This window comes from Ilumatobacteraceae bacterium, from assembly GCA_033344875.1.
Lineage (GTDB): Bacteria > Actinomycetota > Acidimicrobiia > Acidimicrobiales > Ilumatobacteraceae > Ilumatobacter.
Genome location: JAWPMO010000001.1, coordinates 2,022,418 through 2,046,758, shown reverse-complemented (window position 1 = coordinate 2,046,758; position 24,341 = coordinate 2,022,418). Strand labels below are relative to the sequence as shown.

27 protein-coding genes are annotated in these 24,341 nt (G+C 68.9%); 11 read left to right on the top strand and 16 right to left on the bottom strand.

All coding sequences use genetic code 11. The features are described from left to right. Positions 1-15 precede the first annotated feature (15 nt). From R8G01_09695 to R8G01_09685, 3 genes are read right to left on the bottom strand one after another with little or no spacing between them, the layout of a single operon-like run. Positions 16-1,224, bottom strand: a complete 1,209-nt coding sequence (locus R8G01_09695; GenBank protein MDW3214258.1) for a hypothetical protein — start codon at positions 1,222-1,224, stop codon at positions 16-18. Between the two features lie 59 nt (positions 1,225-1,283). Beyond that, a complete protein-coding gene (locus R8G01_09690; protein MDW3214257.1) occupies positions 1,284-2,102 on the bottom strand; it encodes an ABC transporter permease in 819 nt (272 codons plus the stop codon). Next, positions 2,099-3,178, bottom strand: coding sequence for an ATP-binding cassette domain-containing protein (locus R8G01_09685; GenBank protein ID MDW3214256.1), 1,080 nt, complete (start codon positions 3,176-3,178; stop codon positions 2,099-2,101). Before R8G01_09685 ends, R8G01_09690 begins: the two co-directional genes overlap by 4 nt. A gap of 81 nt (positions 3,179-3,259) precedes the next feature. Between R8G01_09685 and R8G01_09680 the strand changes: the two genes are divergently transcribed. Then, a complete protein-coding gene (locus tag R8G01_09680; protein ID MDW3214255.1) occupies positions 3,260-4,249 on the top strand; it encodes a YafY family protein in 990 nt (329 codons plus the stop codon). 3 nt (positions 4,250-4,252) lie between these two features. On the opposite strand, the gene R8G01_09675 is transcribed toward R8G01_09680, so the two are convergent. From R8G01_09675 to R8G01_09665, 3 genes are all read right to left on the bottom strand, one after another. After that, positions 4,253-4,648 carry a roadblock/LC7 domain-containing protein gene (locus R8G01_09675; protein ID MDW3214254.1) on the bottom strand — a complete coding sequence of 132 codons (396 nt, stop codon included), beginning with the start codon at positions 4,646-4,648 and terminating at the stop codon, positions 4,253-4,255. Between the two features lie 69 nt (positions 4,649-4,717). Further along, complete coding sequence (locus R8G01_09670; GenBank protein ID MDW3214253.1) at positions 4,718-5,218, bottom strand: NUDIX domain-containing protein; 501 nt, start codon at positions 5,216-5,218, stop codon at positions 4,718-4,720. Between the two features lie 59 nt (positions 5,219-5,277). After that, positions 5,278-5,565, bottom strand: coding sequence for a DUF3039 domain-containing protein (locus tag R8G01_09665; protein MDW3214252.1), 288 nt, complete (start codon positions 5,563-5,565; stop codon positions 5,278-5,280). Between the two features lie 51 nt (positions 5,566-5,616). On the opposite strand from R8G01_09665, the gene R8G01_09660 reads away from it, so the two are divergent. Together R8G01_09660 and R8G01_09655 are read left to right on the top strand one after the other, a co-directional pair. Further along, positions 5,617-6,306 (top strand): hypothetical protein, encoded by a 690-nt coding sequence (locus R8G01_09660; GenBank protein MDW3214251.1) that lies wholly within the window; start codon positions 5,617-5,619, stop codon positions 6,304-6,306. After that, positions 6,303-7,499 (top strand): PrsW family glutamic-type intramembrane protease, encoded by a 1,197-nt coding sequence (locus tag R8G01_09655; GenBank protein MDW3214250.1) that lies wholly within the window; start codon positions 6,303-6,305, stop codon positions 7,497-7,499. The genes R8G01_09660 and R8G01_09655 overlap by 4 nt, the downstream gene beginning before the upstream one ends. On the opposite strand, the gene R8G01_09650 is transcribed toward R8G01_09655, so the two are convergent. Continuing rightward, a complete protein-coding gene (locus R8G01_09650) occupies positions 7,492-8,847 on the bottom strand; it encodes a M20/M25/M40 family metallo-hydrolase (protein MDW3214249.1) in 1,356 nt (451 codons plus the stop codon). The two genes, R8G01_09655 and R8G01_09650, sit on opposite strands and share 8 nt — an antisense overlap. A 74-nt stretch (positions 8,848-8,921) precedes the next feature. Between R8G01_09650 and R8G01_09645 the strand changes: the two genes are divergently transcribed. Then, positions 8,922-9,044, top strand: a complete 123-nt coding sequence (locus R8G01_09645) for a hypothetical protein (protein ID MDW3214248.1) — start codon at positions 8,922-8,924, stop codon at positions 9,042-9,044. 1 nt (position 9,045) lies between these two features. On the opposite strand, the gene R8G01_09640 is transcribed toward R8G01_09645, so the two are convergent. Beyond that, the gene (locus R8G01_09640) at positions 9,046-9,705 is read right to left on the bottom strand and encodes a hypothetical protein (protein MDW3214247.1); all 660 of its coding nucleotides are present in this window, start codon (positions 9,703-9,705) and stop codon (positions 9,046-9,048) included. A 26-nt stretch (positions 9,706-9,731) separates the two neighbouring features. Between R8G01_09640 and R8G01_09635 the strand changes: the two genes are divergently transcribed. After that, positions 9,732-10,064, top strand: coding sequence for a DUF4031 domain-containing protein (locus R8G01_09635; GenBank protein ID MDW3214246.1), 333 nt, complete (start codon positions 9,732-9,734; stop codon positions 10,062-10,064). On the opposite strand, the gene R8G01_09630 is transcribed toward R8G01_09635, so the two are convergent. After that, the gene (locus tag R8G01_09630) at positions 10,021-10,467 is read right to left on the bottom strand and encodes a hypothetical protein (protein ID MDW3214245.1); all 447 of its coding nucleotides are present in this window, start codon (positions 10,465-10,467) and stop codon (positions 10,021-10,023) included. The genes R8G01_09635 and R8G01_09630 overlap by 44 nt on opposite strands. Before the next feature lie 165 nt (positions 10,468-10,632). Here R8G01_09630 and R8G01_09625 point away from each other — a divergent pair, with 165 nt between their 5' ends. From R8G01_09625 to R8G01_09615, 3 genes are read left to right on the top strand one after another with little or no spacing between them, the layout of a single operon-like run. Beyond that, positions 10,633-10,935 carry an ArsC/Spx/MgsR family protein gene (locus R8G01_09625; protein ID MDW3214244.1) on the top strand — a complete coding sequence of 101 codons (303 nt, stop codon included), beginning with the start codon at positions 10,633-10,635 and terminating at the stop codon, positions 10,933-10,935. A gap of 48 nt (positions 10,936-10,983) precedes the next feature. Further along, on the top strand, positions 10,984-12,771 hold the full coding sequence (locus R8G01_09620; protein ID MDW3214243.1) for an ABC transporter ATP-binding protein: 1,788 nt from the start codon (positions 10,984-10,986) through the stop codon (positions 12,769-12,771). Between the two features lies 1 nt (position 12,772). Beyond that, complete coding sequence (locus R8G01_09615; GenBank protein MDW3214242.1) at positions 12,773-14,557, top strand: ABC transporter ATP-binding protein; 1,785 nt, start codon at positions 12,773-12,775, stop codon at positions 14,555-14,557. Positions 14,558-14,846: 289 nt separating this feature from the next. Here R8G01_09615 and R8G01_09610 read toward each other — a convergent pair whose 3' ends face one another. The 3 genes from R8G01_09610 to R8G01_09600 form a co-directional block, all read right to left on the bottom strand. Then, positions 14,847-15,914, bottom strand: coding sequence for a DUF2817 domain-containing protein (locus R8G01_09610; GenBank protein MDW3214241.1), 1,068 nt, complete (start codon positions 15,912-15,914; stop codon positions 14,847-14,849). Positions 15,915-15,985: 71 nt separating this feature from the next. Continuing rightward, positions 15,986-16,861 carry a YceI family protein gene (locus R8G01_09605; protein ID MDW3214240.1) on the bottom strand — a complete coding sequence of 292 codons (876 nt, stop codon included), beginning with the start codon at positions 16,859-16,861 and terminating at the stop codon, positions 15,986-15,988. 474 nt (positions 16,862-17,335) lie between these two features. Beyond that, positions 17,336-18,370 carry a DUF6183 family protein gene (locus tag R8G01_09600; protein MDW3214239.1) on the bottom strand — a complete coding sequence of 345 codons (1,035 nt, stop codon included), beginning with the start codon at positions 18,368-18,370 and terminating at the stop codon, positions 17,336-17,338. 166 nt (positions 18,371-18,536) lie between these two features. Here R8G01_09600 and R8G01_09595 point away from each other — a divergent pair, with 166 nt between their 5' ends. Beyond that, complete coding sequence (locus R8G01_09595; protein MDW3214238.1) at positions 18,537-19,757, top strand: MFS transporter; 1,221 nt, start codon at positions 18,537-18,539, stop codon at positions 19,755-19,757. A 161-nt stretch (positions 19,758-19,918) separates the two neighbouring features. Here the strand turns inward: R8G01_09595 and R8G01_09590 are convergent, their stop codons facing one another. The 3 genes from R8G01_09590 to R8G01_09580 form a co-directional block, all read right to left on the bottom strand. Next, positions 19,919-20,677, bottom strand: a complete 759-nt coding sequence (locus R8G01_09590; GenBank protein ID MDW3214237.1) for an SCO1664 family protein — start codon at positions 20,675-20,677, stop codon at positions 19,919-19,921. Next, the gene (locus tag R8G01_09585; protein MDW3214236.1) at positions 20,659-21,162 is read right to left on the bottom strand and encodes a DUF3090 family protein; all 504 of its coding nucleotides are present in this window, start codon (positions 21,160-21,162) and stop codon (positions 20,659-20,661) included. Before R8G01_09585 ends, R8G01_09590 begins: the two co-directional genes overlap by 19 nt. A 67-nt stretch (positions 21,163-21,229) precedes the next feature. Next, positions 21,230-21,925, bottom strand: a complete 696-nt coding sequence (locus R8G01_09580) for an MSMEG_4193 family putative phosphomutase (GenBank protein MDW3214235.1) — start codon at positions 21,923-21,925, stop codon at positions 21,230-21,232. Positions 21,926-21,947: 22 nt separating this feature from the next. Here R8G01_09580 and R8G01_09575 point away from each other — a divergent pair, with 22 nt between their 5' ends. After that, positions 21,948-22,625, top strand: a complete 678-nt coding sequence (locus tag R8G01_09575; protein MDW3214234.1) for a uracil-DNA glycosylase — start codon at positions 21,948-21,950, stop codon at positions 22,623-22,625. A 104-nt stretch (positions 22,626-22,729) separates the two neighbouring features. Here R8G01_09575 and R8G01_09570 read toward each other — a convergent pair whose 3' ends face one another. Beyond that, positions 22,730-23,902 (bottom strand): thiolase family protein, encoded by a 1,173-nt coding sequence (locus tag R8G01_09570; protein ID MDW3214233.1) that lies wholly within the window; start codon positions 23,900-23,902, stop codon positions 22,730-22,732. Between the two features lie 137 nt (positions 23,903-24,039). On the opposite strand from R8G01_09570, the gene R8G01_09565 reads away from it, so the two are divergent. Continuing rightward, the gene (locus tag R8G01_09565; GenBank protein ID MDW3214232.1) at positions 24,040-24,336 is read left to right on the top strand and encodes a hypothetical protein; all 297 of its coding nucleotides are present in this window, start codon (positions 24,040-24,042) and stop codon (positions 24,334-24,336) included. The last annotated feature ends 5 nt before the right edge of the window (positions 24,337-24,341 follow it).

Below are 24,341 nucleotides of genomic sequence, written 5' to 3'. Positions count from 1 at the left end.
TCGGCTCTCACGAACTCAGAAGTCGTCGAGCGTCACGCGGGTGATCGTCCCGAAACTCAAGACGTACGCCGAGGTGTCGTCGATCGCGACGACGCCCCGCCCGGGCACCGGCGCCTCGCCGACCACCGAACCGGCAGCGGGGTCGATCAGCACGGTCCGGTCGGAATCGACCCCGATCACCATCGACCCGACCCGGGCGACCGCCGAGAACGAGTCGTCGATCTCGCCCAGGATCGATCCGGTCGCGACGTCGATGAACGCCGTCGCGCTGGCGCCGGTCAGTCCGGGCGCCGGCACGACGGCGACACCGTCGACCACCGCAGCCGAGTGCACGTTGCAGTCGTCGTTGATCCGCAGATCGACATCGGACGCCGACGGGCCCTCGGTGGCGTCGATGAACCGGATCGAGCAGCCGTTGTTCGACCAGTACGACAGGGTGGTGTCGTCGAGCGCGTACTCGGGCCGGGCGAGGACGTCGGTCGCGAACGGTCCGGAGGCTTCACCGGTCTCGGGGTCGTAGGCGACCAGTCCGTCGAACGAGTCGGTGAGGAGGAACGCCTCGCTGCCGGCGACCAGCGTGCCGTCCACGGTGAGTTCGCGCAGCGGTGCGCCCGTCGACGGGTCGAACACGGTGACGGTGTCGGCGGTGGAGGCGGCGATGCCGTCGGCCAGCGTCACACCGTTCGACAGGCTGCGGCCCGGGTGGTCCCCGATCAGGGCGAGGTCGGGCACGCTCGCCACGAGCGTCGTCGACTCGCCGAAGTCCGACGACACCAGGATGACCGCGATCTCGTCGGAGGCCACGATGTGGTGGACGTTGTCGAACTGGTCGGACGTGTACGCCGCGATCGCGAGCTCGCCGGCCAGGTCGCCGGTCGCAGGGTCGACGGCGACCACCCGGCGGTCGTCGTTGCTGCCCACCACACCGATGACCACGTCACCGGCGAGGACCGCCAGGTCGAGCGCGTTCTGGCTGTCGAACGACACGGTGGTGCCGACGGTGGCGGCGGGCGCCGAGGTGTCGGATGCGCCGGATTCGTCCGCCGGGTCGCTGCTCGAGTCGCCGTTCGAATCGCTGCTCGTGTCGTCGACGACGTCGCCGGTTTGCTCGTCGGTCGCGCCGGCGAGGGGGTCCCCGAGTTCGGTGTCGTCGTCACCACCGCACGCGGTCGCGACGAGCAACAGCGACAGCATCGGGATCAGCAGGGTCCGGCGACTCGTCATGTGCACAGTGTGGGCAACGACGTCCTGTCGGTTCCACCGTATTCCGGCGCCGGGCGGGGTCAGTCGCTGGCGACGCGCCCGCGAAGGGCGGCGAAACACATCGCCGTGCTCAGCCCGCCGATGGCGGCGATCGCGACGATCGCCTTGGCGAGTGCCGCACCGTTCCACCCCTCGAGAGCCAGGCTGCGAAGGCCGTCGAGCAGGTACGTCACCGGGTTGAAGGCGGCGACCGTGTCGAGCCATCCCGACAGCTGCGACCGCGGCACGTACGACGTCGTGAGGAACAGGAACGGGAAGAACAGCAGGAACATCGAGTTCACCGCTGCCGGGTTTCCGGTCTTCAGTGCCACGGCGTAGCCGAACCCTGCGAACGCCAGGCTCCACACGGCCGACAGCAACACGAACAGGAGTAGGCCGAGCACACCCGCTTCGAACCGAACGCCGAGGATGAGGCCGAGCCCGATGATCGGCACGGTGAGCGCGGCCGCGATCGCCACGTCGGCCGCCATGTGGCCCAGCAGGATCGCACTCCGACGGATCGGCGTGAGGAGCAGTCGGTCGAGGTAGCCGTTCTGCACGTCGAGCACGAGCGCCGGCGCACGCGACACGCCGGTGACGCCGAGCAGGATCGCGGTGGGCATCTGGAACGCCGTGTAGTCGAAGCCGGAGATGTTGCTCTCGGTGAGCCGTTCGAGCGTGGCGATGTTGACCACGAAGAAGAAGAACGCGATCAGCACCGGCGGGATCACCGCTGGGAGATCCTTCGGCACCGCGCGGAGCGCCCGGCCGGCGATCGACGTGACGTCGGCGAGAAAGCCGGCCGGTCGGGCCCGGATGGTGCTCGGCGAGGCCGGAGGCGTGGTGGTGACGGTGCTCATGCGGAGATCTCCATGGTGTCGGTTGAATCGGTGTCGGTGCGCCCGGTGTCGGTTGATCCGGGTTCGGTGTGGTCGGTGTCGGATTCGGTGTCGGCTGTGTTCGGCGATGTGTCGCGCATGCGGCTGCCGGTCACGTCGAGGAACACGTCGTCGAGGGTCGGTGTGCGCAGTTGCAGGTTGCGGACCCGCACGTCGTGCTGGTCGAAGGCGATCGCGACCGGGCCGATCAACACCGACCCGTCGTCGGCCAGCACGATCACCTCGCTGCCGTTGACCTCGACGCCGCGGACGTCGGCGACGCCGGTGAGCGCGAGACGAGCGGCGTCGGTGTCGCCGTCGATGTCGGCGACGATCACGTCGTGCCCGACGTGCCGTTTCAGTTGCTCGGGTGTGCCCTCGGCGACCAGTCGGCCGCCGTCGATGATGCCGACGCGGTCGGCGAGTTCGTCGGCTTCCTCGAGGTACTGGGTCGTCAACAGGATCGTCATCCCGAGTTCGTCGTTGAGCCGGCGCACCTCCTGCCAGACGCTGGTCCGGCTCGCGGGGTCGAGGCCCGTGGTCGGCTCGTCGAGGAACAGCACGTCGGGGTTGTGGATCAGCGACGCGGCCAGGTCGAGCCGACGGCGCATGCCGCCCGAGTACGTACCGATCCGCCGATCGATCGCCGTGCCGAGTTCGATCAGATCGAGCATGTCGGCGACGCGAGCTTCGACGTCTGACGTCGAGAGCCCGTACAGGCGCCCCTGGAGCCGGAGGAGTTCGCGGCCGGTCTGGATCGGGTCGAGTGCCGCTTCCTGGAGTGCGGCACCGATGCGCAGGCGGACGGCACCCGGGGCGGTCGCGACATCGAACCCGGCGACGGTCGCACGGCCGCTCGTCGGTGCCAGCAGGGTGCACAGCATGCGCACGGTCGTCGACTTGCCGGCACCGTTCGGCCCGAGGAACCCGTAGATCTCACCGCGCCGGACGCGGAGGTCGAGGCGATCGACGGCGACTTCGTCGTGGAAGCTCCTGGTCAGGCCGGTCGCGACGATGGCGTCGCCGTCGCGGGCGGTGTTGGTGGACGGTCCGTTCATGGGGTCGCTCCGAAGATCATGGGGCGAACGTAGAACGTATTGCGGACGGATCATGTCCTCGATCTGTGAAAACCTGGAGGGATGTCGTACGAGACCACCGGAGACCCCACGGCTCGGGCCCTGCAGCTCCTCGCCCTGCTGCAGACGCATCGATCGTGGACCGGGAACGAGCTGGCCGGTCGGCTCGGCATCACGACCCGCACCTTGCGTCGCGACGTCGACCGGCTGCGCACCCTCGGGTACCGCGTCGACGCGACCGCCGGTGTCGCCGGCGGGTACCGGCTCGGACCGGGCTCACAGATGCCGCCGATGTTGCTCGACGACGACGACGCCGTCGCGATCGCCATCGGGTTGCGGATGGCGGCCAGCGCGACGATCGAGGGCATCGACGAAGGTGCGGTGAGCACGATGGCGAAGCTCGAACAGGTCGTCCCCGACCGGGTACGCCGACGCATCACGGCACTCCACCACGCGATCGAGACGGTTCGGTGGCAGCACCCTGAGGTCGCGCTGGTCGACGGCGACGCACTGGTGGTCGTGGCACAGGCCTGCCGCGACCGCGAGGAGCTGCGGTTCGACTATCTCGACAAGGTCGGCGCAGCGACCTCACGGCTGGTCCAGCCGTACCAACTCGTCACGGTCGGTCGGCGGTGGTACCTGGTCGCGTGGGACCTGCGCCGCTCGGACTGGCGGACGTTCCGGGTCGACCGAGTCGCACGGGTCGAACTCGCCGGTGGGCGATTCGTCGAACGCGAACTGCCGGCGGAGTCGGCCGCCGACTTCGTCGCACGATCACTGGCGCAAGGGCGACCACAGATCCACGCCGTCGTGCTGGTCCACGACGAGCGGTGTGACCTCGGCGACGCGCTGCGCTGGATCTCTCACGAGGTCGAGGTCGAGCCGGGAGGCGACCGTCGGGTCCGTCTCCGATCGGAGTCGATCGACTGGCTGGTCTCGGCGGTTGCCCAACTCGCTGCACTGGTACCGGTGACGGTCGTGTCGCCCGATGAACTCGTCGAGCGGATCGAACCGCTCGGTCGACGCCTCGTCGAGGCCGCCGGCGGGTCGTGACGGTCAGACCGCGGCGACGCCGCGGAAGAGGCGCTGCAGCTGGTGCGACGCCTCGCGGCTCGTCTCGGCCAGCCTGCCGAGATCGGCGTCGGTCGTCGCCAGCACGGTCAGCACCGCGACGTGCGCGATCGGCAGGATGAGCACCTGGCCGTCGGCCGATTGATGGTGGCTCACGCCGGCCCGGGCGTCGCCCGCCGTCCCCACGAGCTGGTTGGACAGCGCCAACGCCGCCGCCGACATGGCGCCGAGGCCGGCGGTGTCGATGTCGGTGTCGGGTGCGAGCCGTGATGCGAGGGTGAAACCATCGGCGCTGGCGACGAGCGCGCCGGTGACACCGGGCGCCTGCTCGACCAGTTGGTGGAGCACGAGGTGCATCGATCGTGTGATCTCGTCGGTCACGTGAGTGCTATCGGCACCGGGGATCGGCGTCTTGAGACGATCTTGACGGCGAGGTTCCGGCGGCGAGGGTCAGATGCCGGTGTCGATCGGTGCCGACGGCGGTCCGGAGTCGAGCAGGTCGCGGACCAACGATGCGAGACGGCGGGGCGAGCACCGGACCTGCCCTGGCGACACCTCGACATCGGTCGGTACCCCCGCGAGTTCGTCGAGCGACCACCAGCGGACCTCGTGGACGTGCTCGGCGCGCATCGCCTCCCAACCGATCGTCGGTTCGGGTTCGAACCGGTCGAGCCGCACCAGGTGGATCCGGTCCTGCTGGCCGTCGTGACCGGTCATCATCGGGATCACGTGCTCGCGGTTCCAGACGTGCGGGCCGAGCTCGAACCCGCTGAGGCCGAGCTCCTCGTGGAGCTCGCGACGGAGGGCATCGGCCACGGATTCGCCCTCGTCGAGGCCGCCGCCCGGCAGCCCCCACACCGTGGCGGTCGGGAACTCGAACCTGACCAGCAGCACGTGGTCGTCGGGGTCGAGGAGCAGGGCGCGGGCGGCCTGGCGGAATCGCAGCGCCACGTCAGCCGCTCGCCATCTCGGTCGCCCGGTCCCGGTCGCTCGGTCTCGGTCGTTCGGTCTCAGTCGTTCGGCGAATCCCGCAGGCCGTCGTTGAAGATCTTGTACATGTCGTACGTCTCCTTGCAGGCCTGACACACCGGGAGCTGTTTCGGGTCGCGCGCCGGGACCCAGACGTGGCCGCACAGGGCTTCGATCGGCGTGCCGTTGATACGTGCCTCGAGCACTTTGGCGGCCGCGGACTCGCCCGGGCCGACCTTCACGATGTGTGCGGAGTCCGGTTCTTCGGTCTCGGCGTCGACATCGACATCGGGGATCACCTGGGCCGGCATCGTCTCCAGATCAGACATGCCTCCAGTGTGCCAGGAATCGTCGGGTGCCGACCGCGTAGTGTCGGCGGGATGCTCGGCGCCGTCGACTACGCCGACCTCGCGGCAGCGATCGAACCGACCGGGATGATCGCCAGGGGAGGGTTCGTCGTCGATGCCACCGACACCGCCTCGATCCCCGGCGCACCATCCGGCCATCCACGTCGATCGGTGGTGATGATCGGCAACGTCGGCGGAGCGATGTGGGGCCCGTTCCGGGCGGGCGAGACGCCGGGATCACACCCGCTCGACCGCTGGACGCGGGCGACCCTGCAGCCGATCGCGGAGGAGTTCGGCGCCTCGTACGTCCACCCGAGCGACGAACCGTTCCAACCCTTCCAGCGATGGGCGCAGCGGGCCGACGACGTGTGGCCGTCGCCGATCGGGCTCATGATCCATCCGACCTACGGGCTGTGGCACGCCTACCGGGGTGCTCTGCTGTTCGACCACGAGGTCGTCGGTCTGCCGCCGATCGGTCGGCGGGCGAACCCGTGCATCACCTGCGCCGACCGACCGTGTCTGACGACATGCCCGGTCGATGCGTTCACCGCCGAGGGCTACGACAGCGATGCGTGCGCCGTGCACGTTCGATCGGGTGATCGACCCACCTGTCTCGACGACGGCTGCGCGGCGCGACGGGCCTGCCCCGTCGGCGTCGAGTTCCGCTACGGGCCGGATCAGATGCGGTTCCACATGGAGGCCTTCGTCGGGATGTCGGCGTGAGTACCGCGCTCCCACCGCCGACGGAGCCGTCGGCGACGCCGGCCGGTTGGTACGCCGATCCCACCCGGCCCGGCCACTGGCGATGGTGGGACGGCCGTGCGTGGACCACGTTCGTCTCCGTCGGCCAGGCGGCCGAGCGGAAACCGCGTCTGCCCCGATGGCTCAGCGTCCCCGTGGTGATCGCGTTGCCCTTCGCCCTGCTGCTGGTCGGCGTGCTCGCGTTCACGCAGCCGATGTCGGTGGTCGCCGGCCTCGTGCCGCTCGCGATCGTGCTGCCGGTGCTCTCGTGGCTCGACCGGATCGAACCCGAGCCGACCTCGTCGCGGGTGCACGCACTCCTGTGGGGTGCGTGCGTCGCCGTGGTCGTCTCGATCGTCGTGAACACGACGGTCGCGTTCGCCGTCGGCGACGTGGCGGCGATGGTGATCTCGGCGCCGCTGATCGAAGAGGCCTCGAAGGCCGCCGGCATCCTGTTCGCGTTGCGGCGGCGTGAACTCGACGGCGTCAGCGACGGCATCGTGTACGCCGGTTGGATCGCGATCGGGTTCGCCGTCGTCGAGGACATGACGTACTTCGCGCAGGCGTCGATCGACGGCGCGTTCGTCCCCGTCTTCGTGATCCGTGCACTGCTGACGCCGTTCGCCCACCCGCTGTTCACGTTCTGGACCGGCCTCGCGATCGGACGTGCGGTGCAACAGGGCCGGCGCCCGTTCCCCGCAGCGATCTGGGGATTCTCGCTGGCGGTCGTGACCCACGCGCTCTGGAACGGGTCGCTGGCCCTCGGCGAGATCACACCGACCATCACCGACGACGTGGCGGTCGGCGTGATCCTGGTGACGGCAGCGCTGTTCGTCGTGCTGTTCTGCTCGGTGGCAGTGGCGCTCGTGCGGGCGCGACGGCGCGAGCTCCGACGGTTCGTGCAGATGACGCCGTTCCTGGCTCAGCAGTACCGGTTGACCGACACCGAGTCGAGCCACTTCGTCGACTGGGCCGCGCTGCTTCGTGCGCGCCGGTCGATGCCCCGCCGCTCACGACGTTCGTTCGACCGGGTACACGCGGCGCTCGCACGGCTGGCGACGATGCACGCCGGGTTGAACGACATCGACCCCGACGTCGAGCGTGTGCTCAGCGCGCAGCTCGACGAAGCGCGCGCCGATCTCGACCGCTCGACCGGCGGACGTTCGATCAGCTGAGGAGGTCGGCGGCGATGCCGATCCAGAAGTCGGTCGCCAGCCCGAGGCTCTCCACGTCGATCCGCTCGTCGTGGCCGTGGAACCGGCTGCCGAAGGTGGAACTGTCGAAGTCGGCGGAGAACAACCCGGTGCCGTACGCGACCCGGCCGCGGTCGCGGTACTGACGAGCGTCGGTCCCGCCGACCACGATGCCCGGGACGAGGTGCGCTCCGGGGTAGGCGATCTGGGTGTGTCGGGCAACGGTGTCCCACAGTGCGTTGTCGACCGGCGACTGGGTCGGATGCCCCTCCTGGAGGATGGTCATCTCCACATGCGGGGCGAGGTCGCCGAGCGCGTCGGCCAGCATCGCGTCGACGTCGGCTCGGGTCGTGCCGGGCACGGTGCGGATGTCGACCTCGATGTCGACCGTGTCGGGGATCGTGTTCGTCTTGTCGCCGCCGTGGGCGACGTTGGGCGAGATCGTCGTGTGCGTCAGGGCGTGGCACGAGCGGGCGACCGGTGTCGGCAGGGTGCCGATCGCGTCGTACACGGTGCCCGGGTCGCGCATCTGCGCCTTGAGTTCGTCGGGGAGGCTCATCGCGTCGAGTTGCGCCAGCCACGTGTCGGTCAGGTTGGGGGTGGTGCGGTACTCGGCCAGTCGGCGGACGACCTCGGCGGCCTTGATGATCGCGTTGTCGGCGGCGAACGGTCGCGAGCCGTGACCGGGTGTGCCCGTGATGCGGAGACGGCGCCACGACATGCCCTTCTCACCGATGTTGACGGTGACGTGCCGCTGTCCGTGATCGTCGACCGACGACCATCCGCCGAGTTCGGTGAGCACGAAGTCGGCGTCGATCGCCTCGGCGTGATGCTCGAACATCCACTCCGCGCCCCACGTGCCGCCGGCCTCCTCGTCGGCGACCCCGAAGTAGATCAGGTCGCCTTTGGGACGGAACCCGGTGCGGGCGAGGTGCCGGAACGCGACCGCCATCGAGGAGGTCAGGTTGAGCATGTCGATCGCGCCCCGCCCCCAGACCTCGTCCTGGCCCTGTTCGTTGCGGATCAGTTCGCCACCGAACGGGTCGTTCGACCACCCGTCCGGGCTGACCGGAACGACGTCGGTGTGACCCATCAGACACAGCGACGGCGCATCGGGATCGGAGCCCTCGATCCGGGCGACGATCGAGCCGCGACCGGGGAGGGGCTCGTAGCGCTCGACGTCGAGGCCGGCGCCCTCGAGGAAGGTCTGGAGCAGGTCGGCGTTGCGGGTCTCGTCGCCGGATTCGGGCGTGCCGTCGTTCACACACTCGTTGCGGATCATCGCCTGGAGCAGTTCGGTCGTCTCGCCGGTGAGCGTCGGATCGGGCATGCGCTGCACACTATGCGGGCGGCGGCGGAGGGGCGTGACTAGCCAGATCGGCCGGTGCTGCGTACACTCGACCCATGTCCGTGGTCCTGACCGGTGTCGTTGCGGTGATCGCCGCCGCCGGATTCGCGGCCGCCCGTCCTCCCAAGCCGATCCCGGTTCGGGTGCGTTCGCGGCGCCGTCACGCCCGCCGCGACTGACTCATCGCCCGAGGGTGTCGAGTTCCGCGGCGAGGTTGGCGCGTGCCCGCCGCTCCCACGCGTCGAGGCCGAGTTCCGGTGCGTAGATCGCCCGCCGTTCGAGGAACGACCGGAGCACCGCAGTGCGTCCGGCCGACCAGTCGGCGTCGTCGACGTGGCCGTATTCGCGCCGGACGTTGCGGACGTAGTCGGCATAGCCGGCCGGGTCGGCCGCCAGCACACCCAGGTCGGCCGCGTACAGCACGGCGGTGTCGAGCGTGATCGGCTCGCCGTCGACCGTGTCGACACGATGGTGGGCGGTGCCCTCGATCATCGCGACGACCCGTGCGACGCGGGCCGTCGGCCAGTCGAGTTCGGCGAGCGCTCGTGCGGCGAGCGTCGCGCTGGCGACTTCGTTGTCGGACGCGGTCGGGTCGTAGACGACGTCGTGGAAGAACGCCGCGACCACGACGGCACCCAGATCGGCGACCTGGTCGCCGTCTCGCGCGGCGGCGAGTTCGCCGACGTGTCGGACGACCCAGCGCACATGGCGCACGTCGTGGTAGTGCCGATGCGCCTCGTGATGCCGGGCGATGACCGACTCGTACCAGCCGCCGGACACCTCGCCCGTGCCCACGTGCCGCTCCCAGGCCACGCGGAGCTCGAGATCGCCACTGCTCATCGGCCCAGTGTGCCAGGCTCGACGCCGTGACGATCTTGATGGACGAGGCGCGGTGGTGGCACCGGGGCCGCCGCTGGTGCCATCTCGTGAGCGACGAGTCGCTCGACGAGCTGCACGCGTTTGCCGATGCCAACGGCATTCCGCGGCGTGGTTTCCAGGGCGACCACTACGACATCCCCGAGGAGTACCGCCCGGCGATGATCGAGGGCGGCGCCACCGTCGTGGAGAGTCGGGAGCTGCTGCGACGGCTCAAGGCGGCCGGTCTGCGACTCACGCCGGCGCAACGCCGCGCTGCCGGCGCGGCCGCCGCCGGACTCACCAGCGAGGCGCCTCGCCCAGCCGGTCGCGCGGGCAGCTGATCGAACGGCCGATCACGAACCATTCGAGCAGCTCGACACCGGCCAGCGACGCGATGTCGCTCATCTCGAGCCAGCGATCCACGTCGGTCTGAGCTTCGTCGTGCGCTTCGTCGAGATGTGGTCGGTGGTCGGGGTGAACGGACGCGACCACGATCGCTCCGAGGTGTTCGCACCCCTCGCCCTGGGTGACGCACTCGACCACCTCGATCACCTGGTCGCGCTCGGTGGTGTCGCTGACGACGACGATCGCCCGGCCGCGCCGAGCGTCGTCGAGGAGGAGCAGGATCGTCTCGCTGCGGAGGGGACGCGTGATCGCCATGCTGATGGCGGCCAGTGCGATGTCGGGGTGGTCGATCGTGTCGATGCCGGCGCGCGGGAGGCGCCGGACGGCGGTGTGTTCCATGTCGTCCCTGGTCGGTCGGTCGTCGCTGAGCGACGGCTGGTCAGGGGAAGTCGGGCACGTTCGACGCTACGCGGAGGGTGTGACATCGGTACGGCCGACTACCGTGGGTGCATGGCCGACGTCACGATCTACCACAACCCCCATTGAAACTCGTCCAACAATGCCGTGAGCATTGCCGAGGAGCTGGGTGTCGACTACGAGGCCGTCGTGTACCGCAAGGATCCGCCCGACGAAGCAACGCTGCGTGAGATCATCGCCAAGCTCGAGGACCCGCCGACCGATCTCGTGCGTCGCGACAGCCTCTTCAAGAAGTTGGAGCTGAGCGACGACGACGTACAGACCATCGACCAGGTCGTGGCGACCATCGTGGCGAACAAGATGATCATGCAGCGGCCGCTCGTCGTCACCGCCGATGCGGCCATCATCGGCCGCCCGAAGGAGCGGATCCGCGAGCTGCTCGGGGGCTGAAACCCGGTCCGTCGCTCCGGGCCACCTCGCGGTACCCTCGACCACGACGTGACTGACGGCGGCGAAGCGAACCACGAAACCAGCGATCGCGATCGGGCGAAGTGGCAGCCGCTGCTCGCGTTGATCCGTCGTCAGTGGAAAGGCCTGTCGCTCGGCGTCGGTGTCGGCCTGCTCTGGACCGTCGGCAAGGTCGCGATCCCGTGGCTCACCGGGCGTGCCATCGACCGGGCGATCGAAGGTCCCGGGAGCTCGTGGGGCTGGGCGATCATGATCGCGGGCGCCGGACTGATGACCGGCACGTTCACCGCGCTGCGTCGCTACGTCGCGTTCAGCCAGAGTCGGTTGACCGAGCGGCGGCTGCGGGAGCAGCTGCTCGAACACATCCTCGGGCTCCACATCGGCTACCACGACCGGGCGCAGACCGGCCAGCTGATGAGCCGGGCATCGAGCGATCTCAACCAGATCCAGGCGTTCGTGGTCATGATCCCGCTGACGCTGTCGAACGTGGCGCTGATCACCGCGGTCGGGATCGTCCTCGTCGTGATCGACCCGCTGCTGGCGCTGTGTGCGCTCGCTGCGTTGCCGTTGCTGAACATCGCCGCCAAACGGTTCTCCAACCGAGTGCACCCGGCGGTGCGGGCGGTGCAGCAGGAGCAGGCGCAGCTCGCGAGCGTCGTCGAGGAAACCGTGTCGGGCATCCGGGTCATCAAGGGCTTCGGCGCCGAACGGGTGCAGGCCGACAAACTCGAAGTCGAGGCCGACGACATCCAACGCGAGTCGCTCGTCGCCGCCAAGGTGCGTGCCACCTACCTGCCACTGATGGAGTTGCTCCCGGCGGCGGGGATCATCGCCGTCCTCGCGGTCGGCGGCCACCGGGTGCTCGACGGTCAGCTGACGATCGGCGAACTCGTCGCGTTCAACTTCTACGTGCAGCTCCTCGTGTGGCCGCTGCGCACCATCGGCATGACCGTCGCGTTCGGGCAGCGGGCGACGGCGGCACTCGAACGCATCGATCACGTCCTCGGAACCACGCCGGCGATCATCGACGGCCCGGTCGTTGGGCGGCTGCCCGAGCGAGCCGGTGCGGTGCAGTTCGACGACGTGGCGTTCGGCTACGACGTCGACGAACCGGTGCTCGACGGGTTCACCATCGACATCGCACCGGGGACGTCGGTCGCCCTGGTCGGCGGTACCGGTTCGGGCAAGTCGACCGTCGCCCGACTCCTCGTGCGGTTCTACGACCCGCAGCGCGGCACGATCCGGCTCGACGGGGTCGACCTGCGTGAACGAGCGGTCCACGACGTTCGCCGGGCCGTCGGTCTGGTGTTCGAGGACACGTTGCTGTTCCACGACACCGTCGCCGCGAACATCGCCTTCGCCTGCCCGGAGGCCGACGAGGCCACGATCCGCCGGGCGGCCGAACTCGCGGGTGCCGCCGACTTCATCGACGAACTGCCGTACGGCTACTCGACGATCCTCGGTGAGCGCGGGTTCTCGCTGTCGGGCGGTCAGCGTCAGCGCATCGCGATCGCCCGGGCGGTCGTCAGCGATCCGAAGGTGCTGATCCTCGACGACGCGACCAGCGCCGTCGACCCGTCGAAGGAACACGAGATCCGTGCCGCGATGCGCACCGTCATGGAAGGTCGCACGACGATCGTGATCGCTCACCGACCCGGCACGATCGCCATGGCGGATCGGGTGGTCCTGGTCGGCGACGGCCGCGTGCTCGCCGACGGTACCCACGACGAACTACTGGCCACCGACGACCGGTACCGCGAGGTGCTGGCCGCAGCCGGTTCGGTCGAGGCCGCTCCGACGCCGACGGGGGGCGACTGACATGTGGGCCGCGCATGCCGTCAGCGAGGACGACAAGCTCGATCGAGCGCAGACCAAGCAGGTGATCCGGCGCGCCGCCCGGCTCGCCAAGCCGCAACGCAAGCTGGCGCTGGCCGCGCTCGGGTTCGTCGCGATCTCGACCAGCACCACGCTGATCGGGCCGCTGCTGCTCCGTTACGGCATCGACAGCGGCATCCGAGCCGACGACCGCGGTGCACTCAACCTGGCGATCGGCATCTACATCGCCGTGGCGATCATCGCGTTCCTCGGGGGTCGCCAACAGTTCGTGTTCGTGAACCGGGCGGGCGAGGGATTCCTCCGTGCGCTCCGGCTGCGCCTGTTCGGTCACATCCAGAAGCAGTCGCTGGCGTTCTTCGACCGCAACCAGGCCGGCGTGCTCGTTTCACGCATGACCGCCGACATCGAGTCGATGTCGGAGCTCGTGCAGTGGGGTCTGCTCCAGTTCGTGTCGGCTGCGATCCTTCTCACGTTCGCGCTCGTCGTGCTGCTGATCATGTCGTGGCAGCTCACGTTGCTGGCGCTGCTCGTCCTGCCGTTCATCGTCGTCGCGTCGATCCGGTTCCAGCGCGACTCGAACCGCGCCTACCTGTCGGTGCGTGAGCGTGTCGGCGAGAACCTGTCGGCACTGCAGGAGAACATCACCGGTGTCCGGGTGATCCAGGCGTACGCCCGCGAACCCGAGCAGACCCGCCGGTTCCGGGTCATCAACCGTGAGCTGTACGACGCACACGTGCACAGCGTCAAGGTGTCGACCTGGTACTTCGGGGTCGTCGAGTTCTGCGGCGTGCTCGCCACCGCGATCGCGATCGGTGCCGGCGGATGGTTGGCCAAGAACGGTCAGGTCACGGTCGGCACCGTGGTCGGGGTGGTGTTGCTGCTGTCGAGCCTGTTCGAACCGGTGCAGCAGCTGAGCCAGCTGTACAACACGGTGCAGTCGGCCACGGCGTCGCTCGACAAGATGTTCGAGATCCTCGACACCGAACCCGAGGTCGACGAGGCCCCCGACGCGGTCGATCTCCCCGAGCGCGGGCAACTCGACGTCGACGCGGTCACGTTCGTCTACCCGGGCACGACCGCGCCGGTGCTGTCCGACGTGAACCTGTCGATCGCTCCCGGCGAACGGATCGCGCTCGTCGGCCCGACCGGAGCCGGCAAGTCGACGCTCGCCAAGTTGATGGCCCGCCTGTACGACCCCCGGCAGGGAACGGTCCGGTTGGGCGGCGTCGACCTGCGCGACGCCACGCTCGAATCGCTGCGGAACCGGATCGTCGTCGTACCGCAGGAGGGATTCCTGTTCGACGGCACGGTGGCCGACAACCTGCGACTGGCCCGGCCGGGGGCGACCGACGCCGAGCTGCGTGAGGCGTTGGTGGCGATCGACGCGCTCGAACGGTTCGAGCAGTTCCCCGAGGGGCTCGAGACCGAAGTGCGCGAGCGGGGCTCACGATTGTCGGCCGGCGAACGCCAGCTGGTGTCGCTCGCCCGTGCCGCGCTGGTCGACCCGGCGGTGCTGGTGCTCGACGAGGCGACGTCGAGCCTCGACCCGGGCACGGAGGCGCTCGTCGAACACGCACTCGAACGGCTGATGCGTGGTCGCACCACGATCGTCGTGGCCCACCGTCTGTCGACCGTGCGTCGAGCCGATCGCGTCGCCGTGGTCGATCACGGCCGGCTGGTCGAGCTCGGCACCCACGCCGAACTCGTCGACCGAGGCGGCCGCTACGCCGCCCTCGCCGCCGCCTGGGAACAGAGCCAACCCGTCTGACCGAACGGAGCGAACGGAGCCAACCAGCTTCGCGCCGTTCGCAGCGCCGCCCCCACGGCCACCTGGAACGAGGTGGCGACGGCACCCGTCTCGACGCGATCGCCGACCGGCTCGGAGGGAACCGAACCGGCATCGGTGAGGGGCGTTGTCGGCGTGAGAACACCGACCGATCTCGACGGGAGCCCAACCGGAGGAGCACCGGCACCACGCCTGAGTGCGGTCGATGAGCGCCTCCAGGGCCCGCCAGCCGAACGATCACGCTGACCGAACCGGCGGCCCGTTCGGCGATTCAGGCGAGGTGTCCGAGGGCGGCGGTGACGACCGAGTGGTAGCGGGGGAGGCAGGTCTCGAGCCAGGCCGGGTCGTCGTCGAGGAAGGCGGCACGGACCTGGTCTCGCACGTCGCTCGCTCCGTCGGCGGTCGGGTCGCCGTGGCCGTGGAGCACGGCGTCGGCGCGCAGGCTCTGCAGGACGGTGATCGGGTCGACCGTGCCGTACTCGATCGCCACCCCGGTGATCTCGGTGCCGGGAGCGAAGTCGGCCGCCACACCCAGCCAGTCGCCCTCGAGCGCGGCGGACACGCTGGCGTCGTCCATCATCGAGATGACCTCACCCCACCACGACTGCTGCCGTTCGAACGTGTCGCTGCCGGGGCGCTCGCTCGAGATCAGCTCGCCGTGTCCCCACGGTCCGAGGCCGGTGTGCAGATCGATGATCGCCGTGCGACCGACCCCGTCGAGCCGTCGGGCCATGAACGCCCGGAGCCACTCGTTGGACCAGGTCGGGCCGGTGCCGCCGTAGAACACGCCGGTCGGGTGGTCGTACTGGCCACCCGACACGGTCTGCTGCAGTCGCTCCAACCCGAGCGTCTCCATCTGCGCCATCAGCTCGAGCAGGGTCCGTTCCTGTGTCTCGGCCGACCAGTCGGTCGGCACGAGTGCGTCGGCGAGGTCGGCGTAGCCGTCGTTGGTCGGCGGCGGTTGCGACCAGTCGACGAAGTTGCGGTTGAGGTCGACGTTGTCCTCGTTCACCCTGCGCACCCACGAGAACCCGAACGGGTTGAGGGCGTGGACGAACACGATCGCCGGCCCGGGCTCGCGGTCGGTGTCGTACGTCTCGAGGTGGTGACGCTGGAGCGCCGAGCCGAGGTAGCCCTCCACGCCGTGCGTGCCCGACACGACGATCACGACGCGGTCGGCGTCGGCGGGCCCGACCTCGGCGACGTCGACGAACAGCTCCTCGCCCGTCAGCCCGGTGCGCGGATGCGCGAACGACTCGATCCGCGCCCCGGCGGCTGTGGCCGCGGCGATGAACGCGGCTCGGGCGTCGGCGTACGAACGGGACAGGGGAGCGATCACGCGGGCGAACCTAATGGGTGGTGATCATCCGGTTCGAACGATGGGGCACCCGGTCCGCTCCGTTCGGGTGATCAGGCGGCGGGTTCGAAGACCAGGACGAACTCGAGCAGGCCGTTGTCCTCGGTGGTGATGCCACCGGTCGACGGGTTGGCGATCGAGTAGTCGGCGAAGACGACGGGGATGTCGCCGAGGACGCCGATCTTGCCGTTCTCGAGTCGGGCGCTCACGTCGAACGTGACCGGATTGGTGACGCCCCGCAGCGTCAGCTCACCGGTGGCGGTCGTGTCGACCGTCGCCCCTTCGGTCGCCTCGGTGCCGAGCTCGATCGGCTCGGTCAGCGTGAAGACCGCCTGGGGGAACTCGTCGGTCGACATGATGCGACCGCGGAACTGGTTGTCCCGCCGACCGTCGTCGCTCTCGATCGTCGCGACATCGACCACGAACTCGGCGTCGGTGACCTGTGTGCCGTCGATCACGAGTGAACCGGTGATCTGGTTCGTACGACCGACACCCTCGGTGTCGACACCGAACAGGATCTCCTTGACGCGGTACCCGAGCTCGGAGGCATCGGTGATGTCCCAGACCTCACCGGCTGCCGCTGGAGCGTCATCGGCCGGCGCCTCGGGGGCTTCGGTCGTGACAGCCCCGGTGGTCGGCGTCACGGTTGATGCGGTGTCGGACGGGTCGGTCGTCTCGTCGTTCGCCCGTTCGGCTTCCTCGGTGGCGTCGTCGGCGAGTGCGGCTGCGAGGTCGGCGTCGCCGAGTTCGTCGGGGCTGTCGTTGAGGACCTTGGCGTACAGGAAGATCAGGCCGTACCCGACGACCAGGACCGCCAGCGCACCGAACAGGCCCCACTTGAGCCACTTCGGGAAGCCGCCACGGCGGTCGGTGCCGGCCGCGGTCGGATCGTCGATCATGTCGGCGTCGGTCGTGTTGTTGTCGTTCATGTCGTCCTTGGGGGTGGGAAGCTGTCCTCGAACGACCAGTACGGTACGGCGGTGTTCCCGGTTCGCGGGGTCGCGAGATTTCGTCACGTTCCGATCAGGCCGACGACGCCCCACACCAGCGGGAGTACCGACCTCGCCCACGATGGGCTTCCGACACGCCGAGCATTTCGATGATCACGGGTTCACGGGGGAACACGTCGAGCAACCGGTGCGACTCGGCCGCTGGAGGTCGGAGGCTCTGGCTCGATCGTCAGTTCCGGACGACCAGCTCGCGAACGACCAGCTCGCGAACGACCAGCTCGCGAACGACCAGCTCGCGAACGACCAGCTCGCGAACCTCCATGTCGCGATGTCCATGCCGGAACCGCTGCACAGCGCGCCGTCGCCGTCGGGTCGAGCATTGGGACGTCGAGCTCGGGAGTGGGTCACCGGTTGGGCTCGGTCGAGAAGTGCGACCCGGTGCCGCCGTGATCGTCAGTCGTGGTCGGCGGCGTTGATCGCCCAGGCGAGGCCCTCGGCGTGGTCCTCGACCACGAGCTGGAGTCGCCAACCGCCGGCCGGTTCATGGGCGTCCCACCGAAACCAGCGGAGGTTCGCGAGGAGCTCGGCGATCTCGTCGTCGGTGGGTGGCCAGTCGTCGTGCAGATCGCCGATCGCTCCGAGCAGCCACCAGGCGGAGAACCGGCCGATCGCCATCCCGCGGCGCCGACCCTGCGCGCCGCCGGAAGCACCCGCCCAGGCGAGCCGGGCGACCGCCTCGGCGGCCGGGATCTCGGCGACCCGCGCCGATCTGACGCCGAGCGCCGAGAGCGCGGCGAGGTGGTCGCCCTCCACGCACACGGTCTCGGCGCGGCCGGTGGAGGCAGCCGTCCAGGCCTCGAGGAGTTGCCGAACCGCGAGTTCGGTCGAGTCGTCGTCGACGATCGTGACGTCGTCGGGCGTGGTGACGTCGACAAGGTCACCGGTGGCATCGGGCTCGGGGTGTTCGGCACCCGCGTCGGTGTAGGTCGACACCGGATACGCCGGTTCCCAGGGCTGGAGGTCGGCAGGTATGTCGAGTACCGGCGGAAGTGCGGTCAGCTCGCCGGGAGGGATGTGTTCGCCCCGAATGGCTCGCTCGTGGGCGATGAACGTGGCGATCGGCACCGTGTCGAGGTGTGGCGCGAGCCCGGCCCACGTGTGCCGCACCGCAGTCACCTCCGAGAGTGGACCGATCGTGAAGCGGCCCGACTCACCGTCGAGCACGGTCGCCGCCCACTCGTCCGGCGCCAGCAAGGCGAGACGGTACTCGGCGAGCGTCGCCGCCGGCCACAGCTGGCGTCCGGTCTCGATGGTCGCCGCGGCGCACCGGTCGCGGAGACGGAGCAGTCCGGCCCAGTCGTCGGCATCGCACCGGGCATCGACCATCCGCACCAGCCCGTCGAGGTCGACGACCCGGATCAGGTCGTCCAACTCCTGGTCGTCCAAGTCCTGGTCGTCCAATTCTCGGTCGTCGACGGGTTCGGTCACCGGGACAGTGTGGCAGCGATCACGAGTTGTGCCAGGCGCTCAGCGGATTGGTCGCTTCGCTCCCATTCATTCCGCTGAGCTGCCCCGTGACGACTGGTCGCAGTTCGTCTGTCGGCTCACGCTCCAGGCACAACTCGTGATCGTCGAGCGGTAGCGTTTCGCCGCCATGTCACAGGTCCTCGACGCCATCGCTCCGCCGCGGTTCGGCGACGGGTTCCGTCGTCTGCTGGCGTCCGCATGGGCGAGTGATCTCGGCGACGGTGTGGCGCTGGCGGCCGGTCCGCTGCTGGTCGTCTCGCAGACGCGCGACCCGTTCCTGATCGCGCTCGCGACGCTGCTGCAGCGGCTGCCGTGGCTCGTGCTCGGGCTGTACGCCGGCGTGGTCGCCGACCGGCACGACCGGCGGTTGATCATCGTGATCGCCAACAGCGCACGAGCGCTGGTGCTCGGCGTGCTCTCCATGCTCATCGTGACCGAGAACGTCTCGGTGCCGGCGGTGCTGATCGCGCTGACGGCGCTCGGGACGGCGGAGGTCTTCGTCGACACGACGAGCGCGACCTTGCTGCCGATGCTCGTCGGCAGGAGTGAACTGGGACTCGCCAACAGTCGGCTGATGTTCGGTCGCTTGACGATCAACCGGTTGGGTGGCCCGGCGGTCGGCGCGCTGCTGTTCGCCACCGGGATGGCGGTGCCGTTCGTGCTGCAGGCCGTCTGCGTCGTCTTCGCCGCGCTCGTCGTGCGCAGCATCGCGGTCGACCGACCCGTCCGTCCCGAGGTGTCGTTGACCGCCCGGTCCGACATCGTCGCCGGCCTTCGGTGGGTCTGGAACGACGCGGCGGTCCGGACGCTGACGATCACGATCTTCGCGTTCAACCTGACGTTCGGAGCCGCCTGGTCCATTCTGGTGCTGTACTCGGTCGAGCGCCTCGGGTTGGGCAGCGTGGGGTTCGGACTCCTGACGAGTTTCGGTGCCGCCGGAGGCGTGCTGGTCGCGCTCACGTACGGACGGATCGAACGACGCCTCGGCATGGCCAACATCATGCGGATCGGTCTGTCGATCGAGGTGCTGATGCACCTGTCGTTCGCGGTCAACACCACCCCGTGGATCGCGTTCGCGGTCTTCTTCGTGTTCGGCATGCACGAGGCGGCGTGGGGCACCACGTCGGTGACGATTCGGCAGCGTGTCGTGCCGGCCGAATTTCAGGGCCGGGTGAGCAGTGTCAACGGCGTCGGTGTGTTCAGCACGCTGGTCGTCGGAGCACTGCTCGGTGGCGTGATCGCCTCACAGTGGGGCGTGACCGGGCCGTTCTGGTTCGGCTTCGTGGGTTCCCTGCTCACGCTCGGCGCGATCTGGCGCCAACTCGGATCGATCGCCGTCGCCGACTGACCGCGTCGGCCTGGATCACGAGTTGTGCCAGGAGGATCAGCGGATAGGTCGCTCCGCTCCTTTTCATTCCGCTGATTCCTCCCCGTATCCGTCGGGGGTGTCGAGCGGCCAGGTTCGGCAGAGCCTCACCTATCCGCTCGACCTCCAGGCACAACTCGCGATCAGACGAGCGGCCAGGGGTAGCGATGGTCGCCGCCCTCGTCGGGGAGTCGCCGTTCGGTGACCAGGGCGGCCGCCCGGCGCTGCATCGCCTCGATCTCGTCATCCGCGAGCAGCGCGGCGATGTCGACCGGGATCCGTTCGACCATCGGAGCGACCCGATCGAGCACGGCGTCGTCGATCGCCTCACCGGCGAACTCCCAGATGACCGTGCGCAGCTTGTACGGCGAACTGAAGCACAGTCCGTTGTCGATCGCCCAGACCCGGTCGTGGGCGAGCAGGCAGTGCCCCGACTTCCGGTCGGTGTTGTTGGCGAGGATGTCGAGCACGGCGATGTCGCGGCACTGGTCGTGCAGGTGCTCGTGCTGCTCGAAGATCGTGAAGTAGTGCTCGCTGTGGTCGGCGTCGACGAACCACTGGAACGAACCCTCGCCGAGGGGCCCGTCGCGGATGACGGTCGGCGGCACCACGCCGACACCGAGCCGCTCGCTCAACAGGTAGGCGGCCCGCTCGCGCTTGTGCAGCCCGGGCTCGAAGTCCCACAGCGGGCGCTCGCCGCGCACCGGCTTGTAGATCGCTCGCTGCTCGATCGGGCCGTCGGTAGCGTCGACACGCATCGTCACCAGAAACGTGGCGTTGGAACTCCAGGGCATCCGTCCTTCGATCTCCGGCTCGGCGTTCATCAGGAACGCGACCGGGTCGGGGATGTCGGTGTCGGCGAGCCGCTGGTCGGCCGAAACCCTCAGTTCATTCTCGGGCATGCGTGTCCGTCGGGATCGATCGGCAGGTCGCACCACTGGCAGTCGGGTCGACCCGCGGCGACCACTCGTTCGGCATGCTCGCAGAACGCGGCGGCCTGCGCCCGGGTGACGTACACGCGGATGTGACCGTCGCGGCCCTCGATCGGGTCGCCGTCCTCGTCGTAGGCGCCGACCTCTTCGAGTTGCACGATCATCTTGTCGGAGCTGCGGTCGTAGCCGAGCCCGATCGGGCCGAGCACGAAGACTTCCTCGACCGGCGTGGCCAACTCGAGTGCGCCGGACATCGGCTTGTCTTCGGGCGGTGGGAGGTCGTTGAGCACGCGCTGGAGGTACTGCACGATCGCAGACACCTGCTGCTTCTCGCACTTGACCGCGACGCGCTGGCGGCCGTGGCGTGCCTGCAGGAAGAACGTGCGAGCACCCGGCTCGCCGATCGCACCGGTCGTGAAGGCGTCGACCTCTTCGAACTCGTAGAACGCGCTCACAGCGCTTCGCCTCGTGCGAGGGGGTGGTCAGTCGCGGCCTGCGTGGCCGGGGAACGCCGCGGACAGTTCATGACGGTGTGAGGTCGCGGAGCGACCCGCCGGTCGAGTTGACGGTGAGTGCGACGGGGCCGTCGGTCGACCAGGCGATGCCGCTGATCGAGCAGGTGGAGATCACGATCCGTTGGAACAGGTCGAGGTGGGTGCCGAGGGCGTGTGCCATCGCCGCCTTGATCGTGTCGGCGTGGCTGACGCACACGATGACGCCACCGGGGTGCTCGGCGCGCAGCTTGTCGAGCGTCGTGACCATCCGGACCTGCATCTCGGTGAACGACTCGCCGTTCGGGAACCGGAACGTCGACGGCGCTTTCTGCACGGTGCGCCACTCGGGCAGCTTCATCAGCTTGGTGAGTTCGGCGCCGGTCCAGTCGCCGAAGTCGCACTCGATGAGACCCCTGACGACCTTGGGGCGGAGACCGATCGCCTTGCCGATCGGGGCTGCCGTTTCGCGGGCCCGCTCCATCGGCGACGTGTAGATCGCGTCGACCTTCACGAGCTCGGCGATGCGTTCGCCGGCGCGCTCGGCCTGCTGCACGCCGACGTCGGCGAGGTGGAGCCCGGGTGCACGGCCCGGCAGCAGCTTGCCCGTGGTCGGTGTCTGGCCGTGGCGCACCATCAGGATCGTCGTCGGCTTGACGCCGGTCGACTGCTTCCCGGTCGACTGCTTCCCGGTCGACTTCTTCGCTGCCGCTTTCTTCGTCGCCATGATGCCTGCCAACCTACTGGCGATGGCTCCTCGACGGCACCGCGAACTCGCCCGACTCGAACGCGAGGTGATCGGGTGCGTCGCGTGTCCGCGCCTGCGGGAGTGGTGCGAGCTGGTCGCGGTCGAGAAGCGGGCGGCGTACCGCGACGAGGAGTACTGGGGCAAGCCGATCCCTGGTTTCGGGGACCCTGACGCCCGGATCGTCGTGCTCGGCCTGGCACCCGCCGCGCACGGCGCGAACCGGACCGGCCGGGTGTTCACCGGCGACCGCAGCGGCGACTGGCTGTTCCGGGCGATGTTCCGTGCCGGGCTCGCCAACCAGCCGACCTCGGTCTCCGCCGACGACGGCCTGCGGCTGACCGACGCCTGGGTCACGGCCGCCGTGAAGTGTGCGCCACCGGCGAACAAGCCGACGCCGGGGGAGCGCGACACCTGCGCTCCGTTCCTCGAGCGCGAGTTCGAGTTGCTGGCGAACACGAAGGTGGTCGTGTGCCTCGGGGGGTTCGGCTACGACGCCGCGTGTCGCCACTTCGGTGTACGGCCGCGACCGAAGTTCGGCCACGGGGTGGAGGTGCCGCTCGACGGCGGCATGACCCTGCTCTGTTCGTTCCACCCGAGCCAGCAGAACACGTTCACCAAACGTCTCACCGAACCCATGCTCGATCGGATCTTCACCCGCGCCGTCGAACTCGTCACGTGACGCATCTCGGCGCAACCGGTCTGGCCGACGAGCGACCAGACCGGTGACACCAGCGCGTGGAGCGACCTGATGATCAGTCGACGGTGATCACCAGATCTCGACGCTCAGTAGATCTCGATGAGGCCGGCTGCGCCTTGGCCTCCACCGACGCACATCGTCACGACGCCGTACTTGGCGCCGCGGCGCTTGCCCTCCTGGAGGAGGTGGCCGGCGCAGCGGGCACCGGTCATGCCGAACGGGTGGCCGATCGCGATCGAGCCGCCGTTGACGTTGTACTTCTCCGGGTCGATGCCGAGGGTGTCGCGGGCGTACAGGCACTGGCTGGCGAACGCCTCGTTGAGTTCCCAGATGTCGATGTCGTCGATGCTCAACCCGAAGCGCTTCAACAGCTTCGGCACGGCGTAGATCGGGCCGATGCCCATTTCGTCGGGTTCGCAACCGGCGACCGCCCAACCCTTGAACGCCCCCATCGGCTCGATGTTGCGCCGCGAGGCCTCCTCGTCGGACATCATGACGACGGCCGCAGCGCCGTCGGACAGCTGGCTCGCGTTGCCGGCCGTGATGAAGTTGCCCTCACCGCGCACGGGCTGCAACTTGGCGAGCCCCTCGAGCGTCGTGCTCGGACGGTTGCACTCGTCGCGGTCGACCACGTAGTCGACGATCGACACTTCCTTCGTCTCCTTGTCGACGAGCTTCATCTTCGTCTCCATCGGAACGATCTCGTCGACGAACAACTCGTGCTCCTGCGCCCGGGCCATACGCATCTGCGACTCGTAGGAGTACTGGTCCTGGTACTCGCGAGACACGTTGTAGCGCTCGGCCACGATGTCGGCGGTCTCGATCATCGGCATGTAGATCGCCGGGTACGTGTCGGTGAGGGCCGGGTCCATCGCGTCGGGCCCGCCCATGCCGGGGCTCTGGATGGAGATCGACTCGACGCCACCGGCCACGACGACGTCGACGCCGTCGGTCTTGATGTTGTTGGCCGCGATCGAGATCGCGTTGAGGCCGGACGAACAGAACCGGTTGACCGTGGTACCACCCGTGGTGATCGGCAGGCCGGCGAGGAGGCCGGCGAGGCGGCCGAGGTTGCCGGCACCGTGGGCGACGTTGCCGATCGCTACGTCGTCGACCAGTTCGGGCTCGACGCCGGCCTTGTCGACGGCGTGCTTGATCGCGTGCGCCGCCATCGTCATCGGTGGCGTGATGTTGAAACCGCCGCGGCCGGCCTTGGCCATGCCGGTGCGGGCGTAGGAAACGAAGACTGCTTCGCGCATGTGAGGGGAGCTCCTGTCTGGGATTGTTCGACTGCTCGACGAACGTTGTGTTCGACGCTAATGAACCGAGGCCTCAGAATCCTTGCCGGAGCGGGGGAGCGCCCGTCGTGCAGTGCTGCCGATAGCCTTCACGCACTGTGAAGTCCCGTCGTTCGATCATCGCCCTCGCCGCCGCCTCCGTCACCGTGCTCAGCGCGTGTGGTGCCTCTGCGCCGCCGGCCAAGGAGTTGGCGACCGAGATGGTCGACACACTCGATGTGAGCGACGATGTCAAGGACTGCATGCGCCAGGAGATCGAGGACTTCAGCCTCACCGAGGAGCAGGCCCAGGGGTTCAGTGACTTCGACGACGTCGCCAGCAAGGCCGACGGCGGCAACGAGCTCGCCTTGCAGATCCTGGGCGACTTCCAGGCTGCCCTCGCTGCCTGCAACTGATTTGG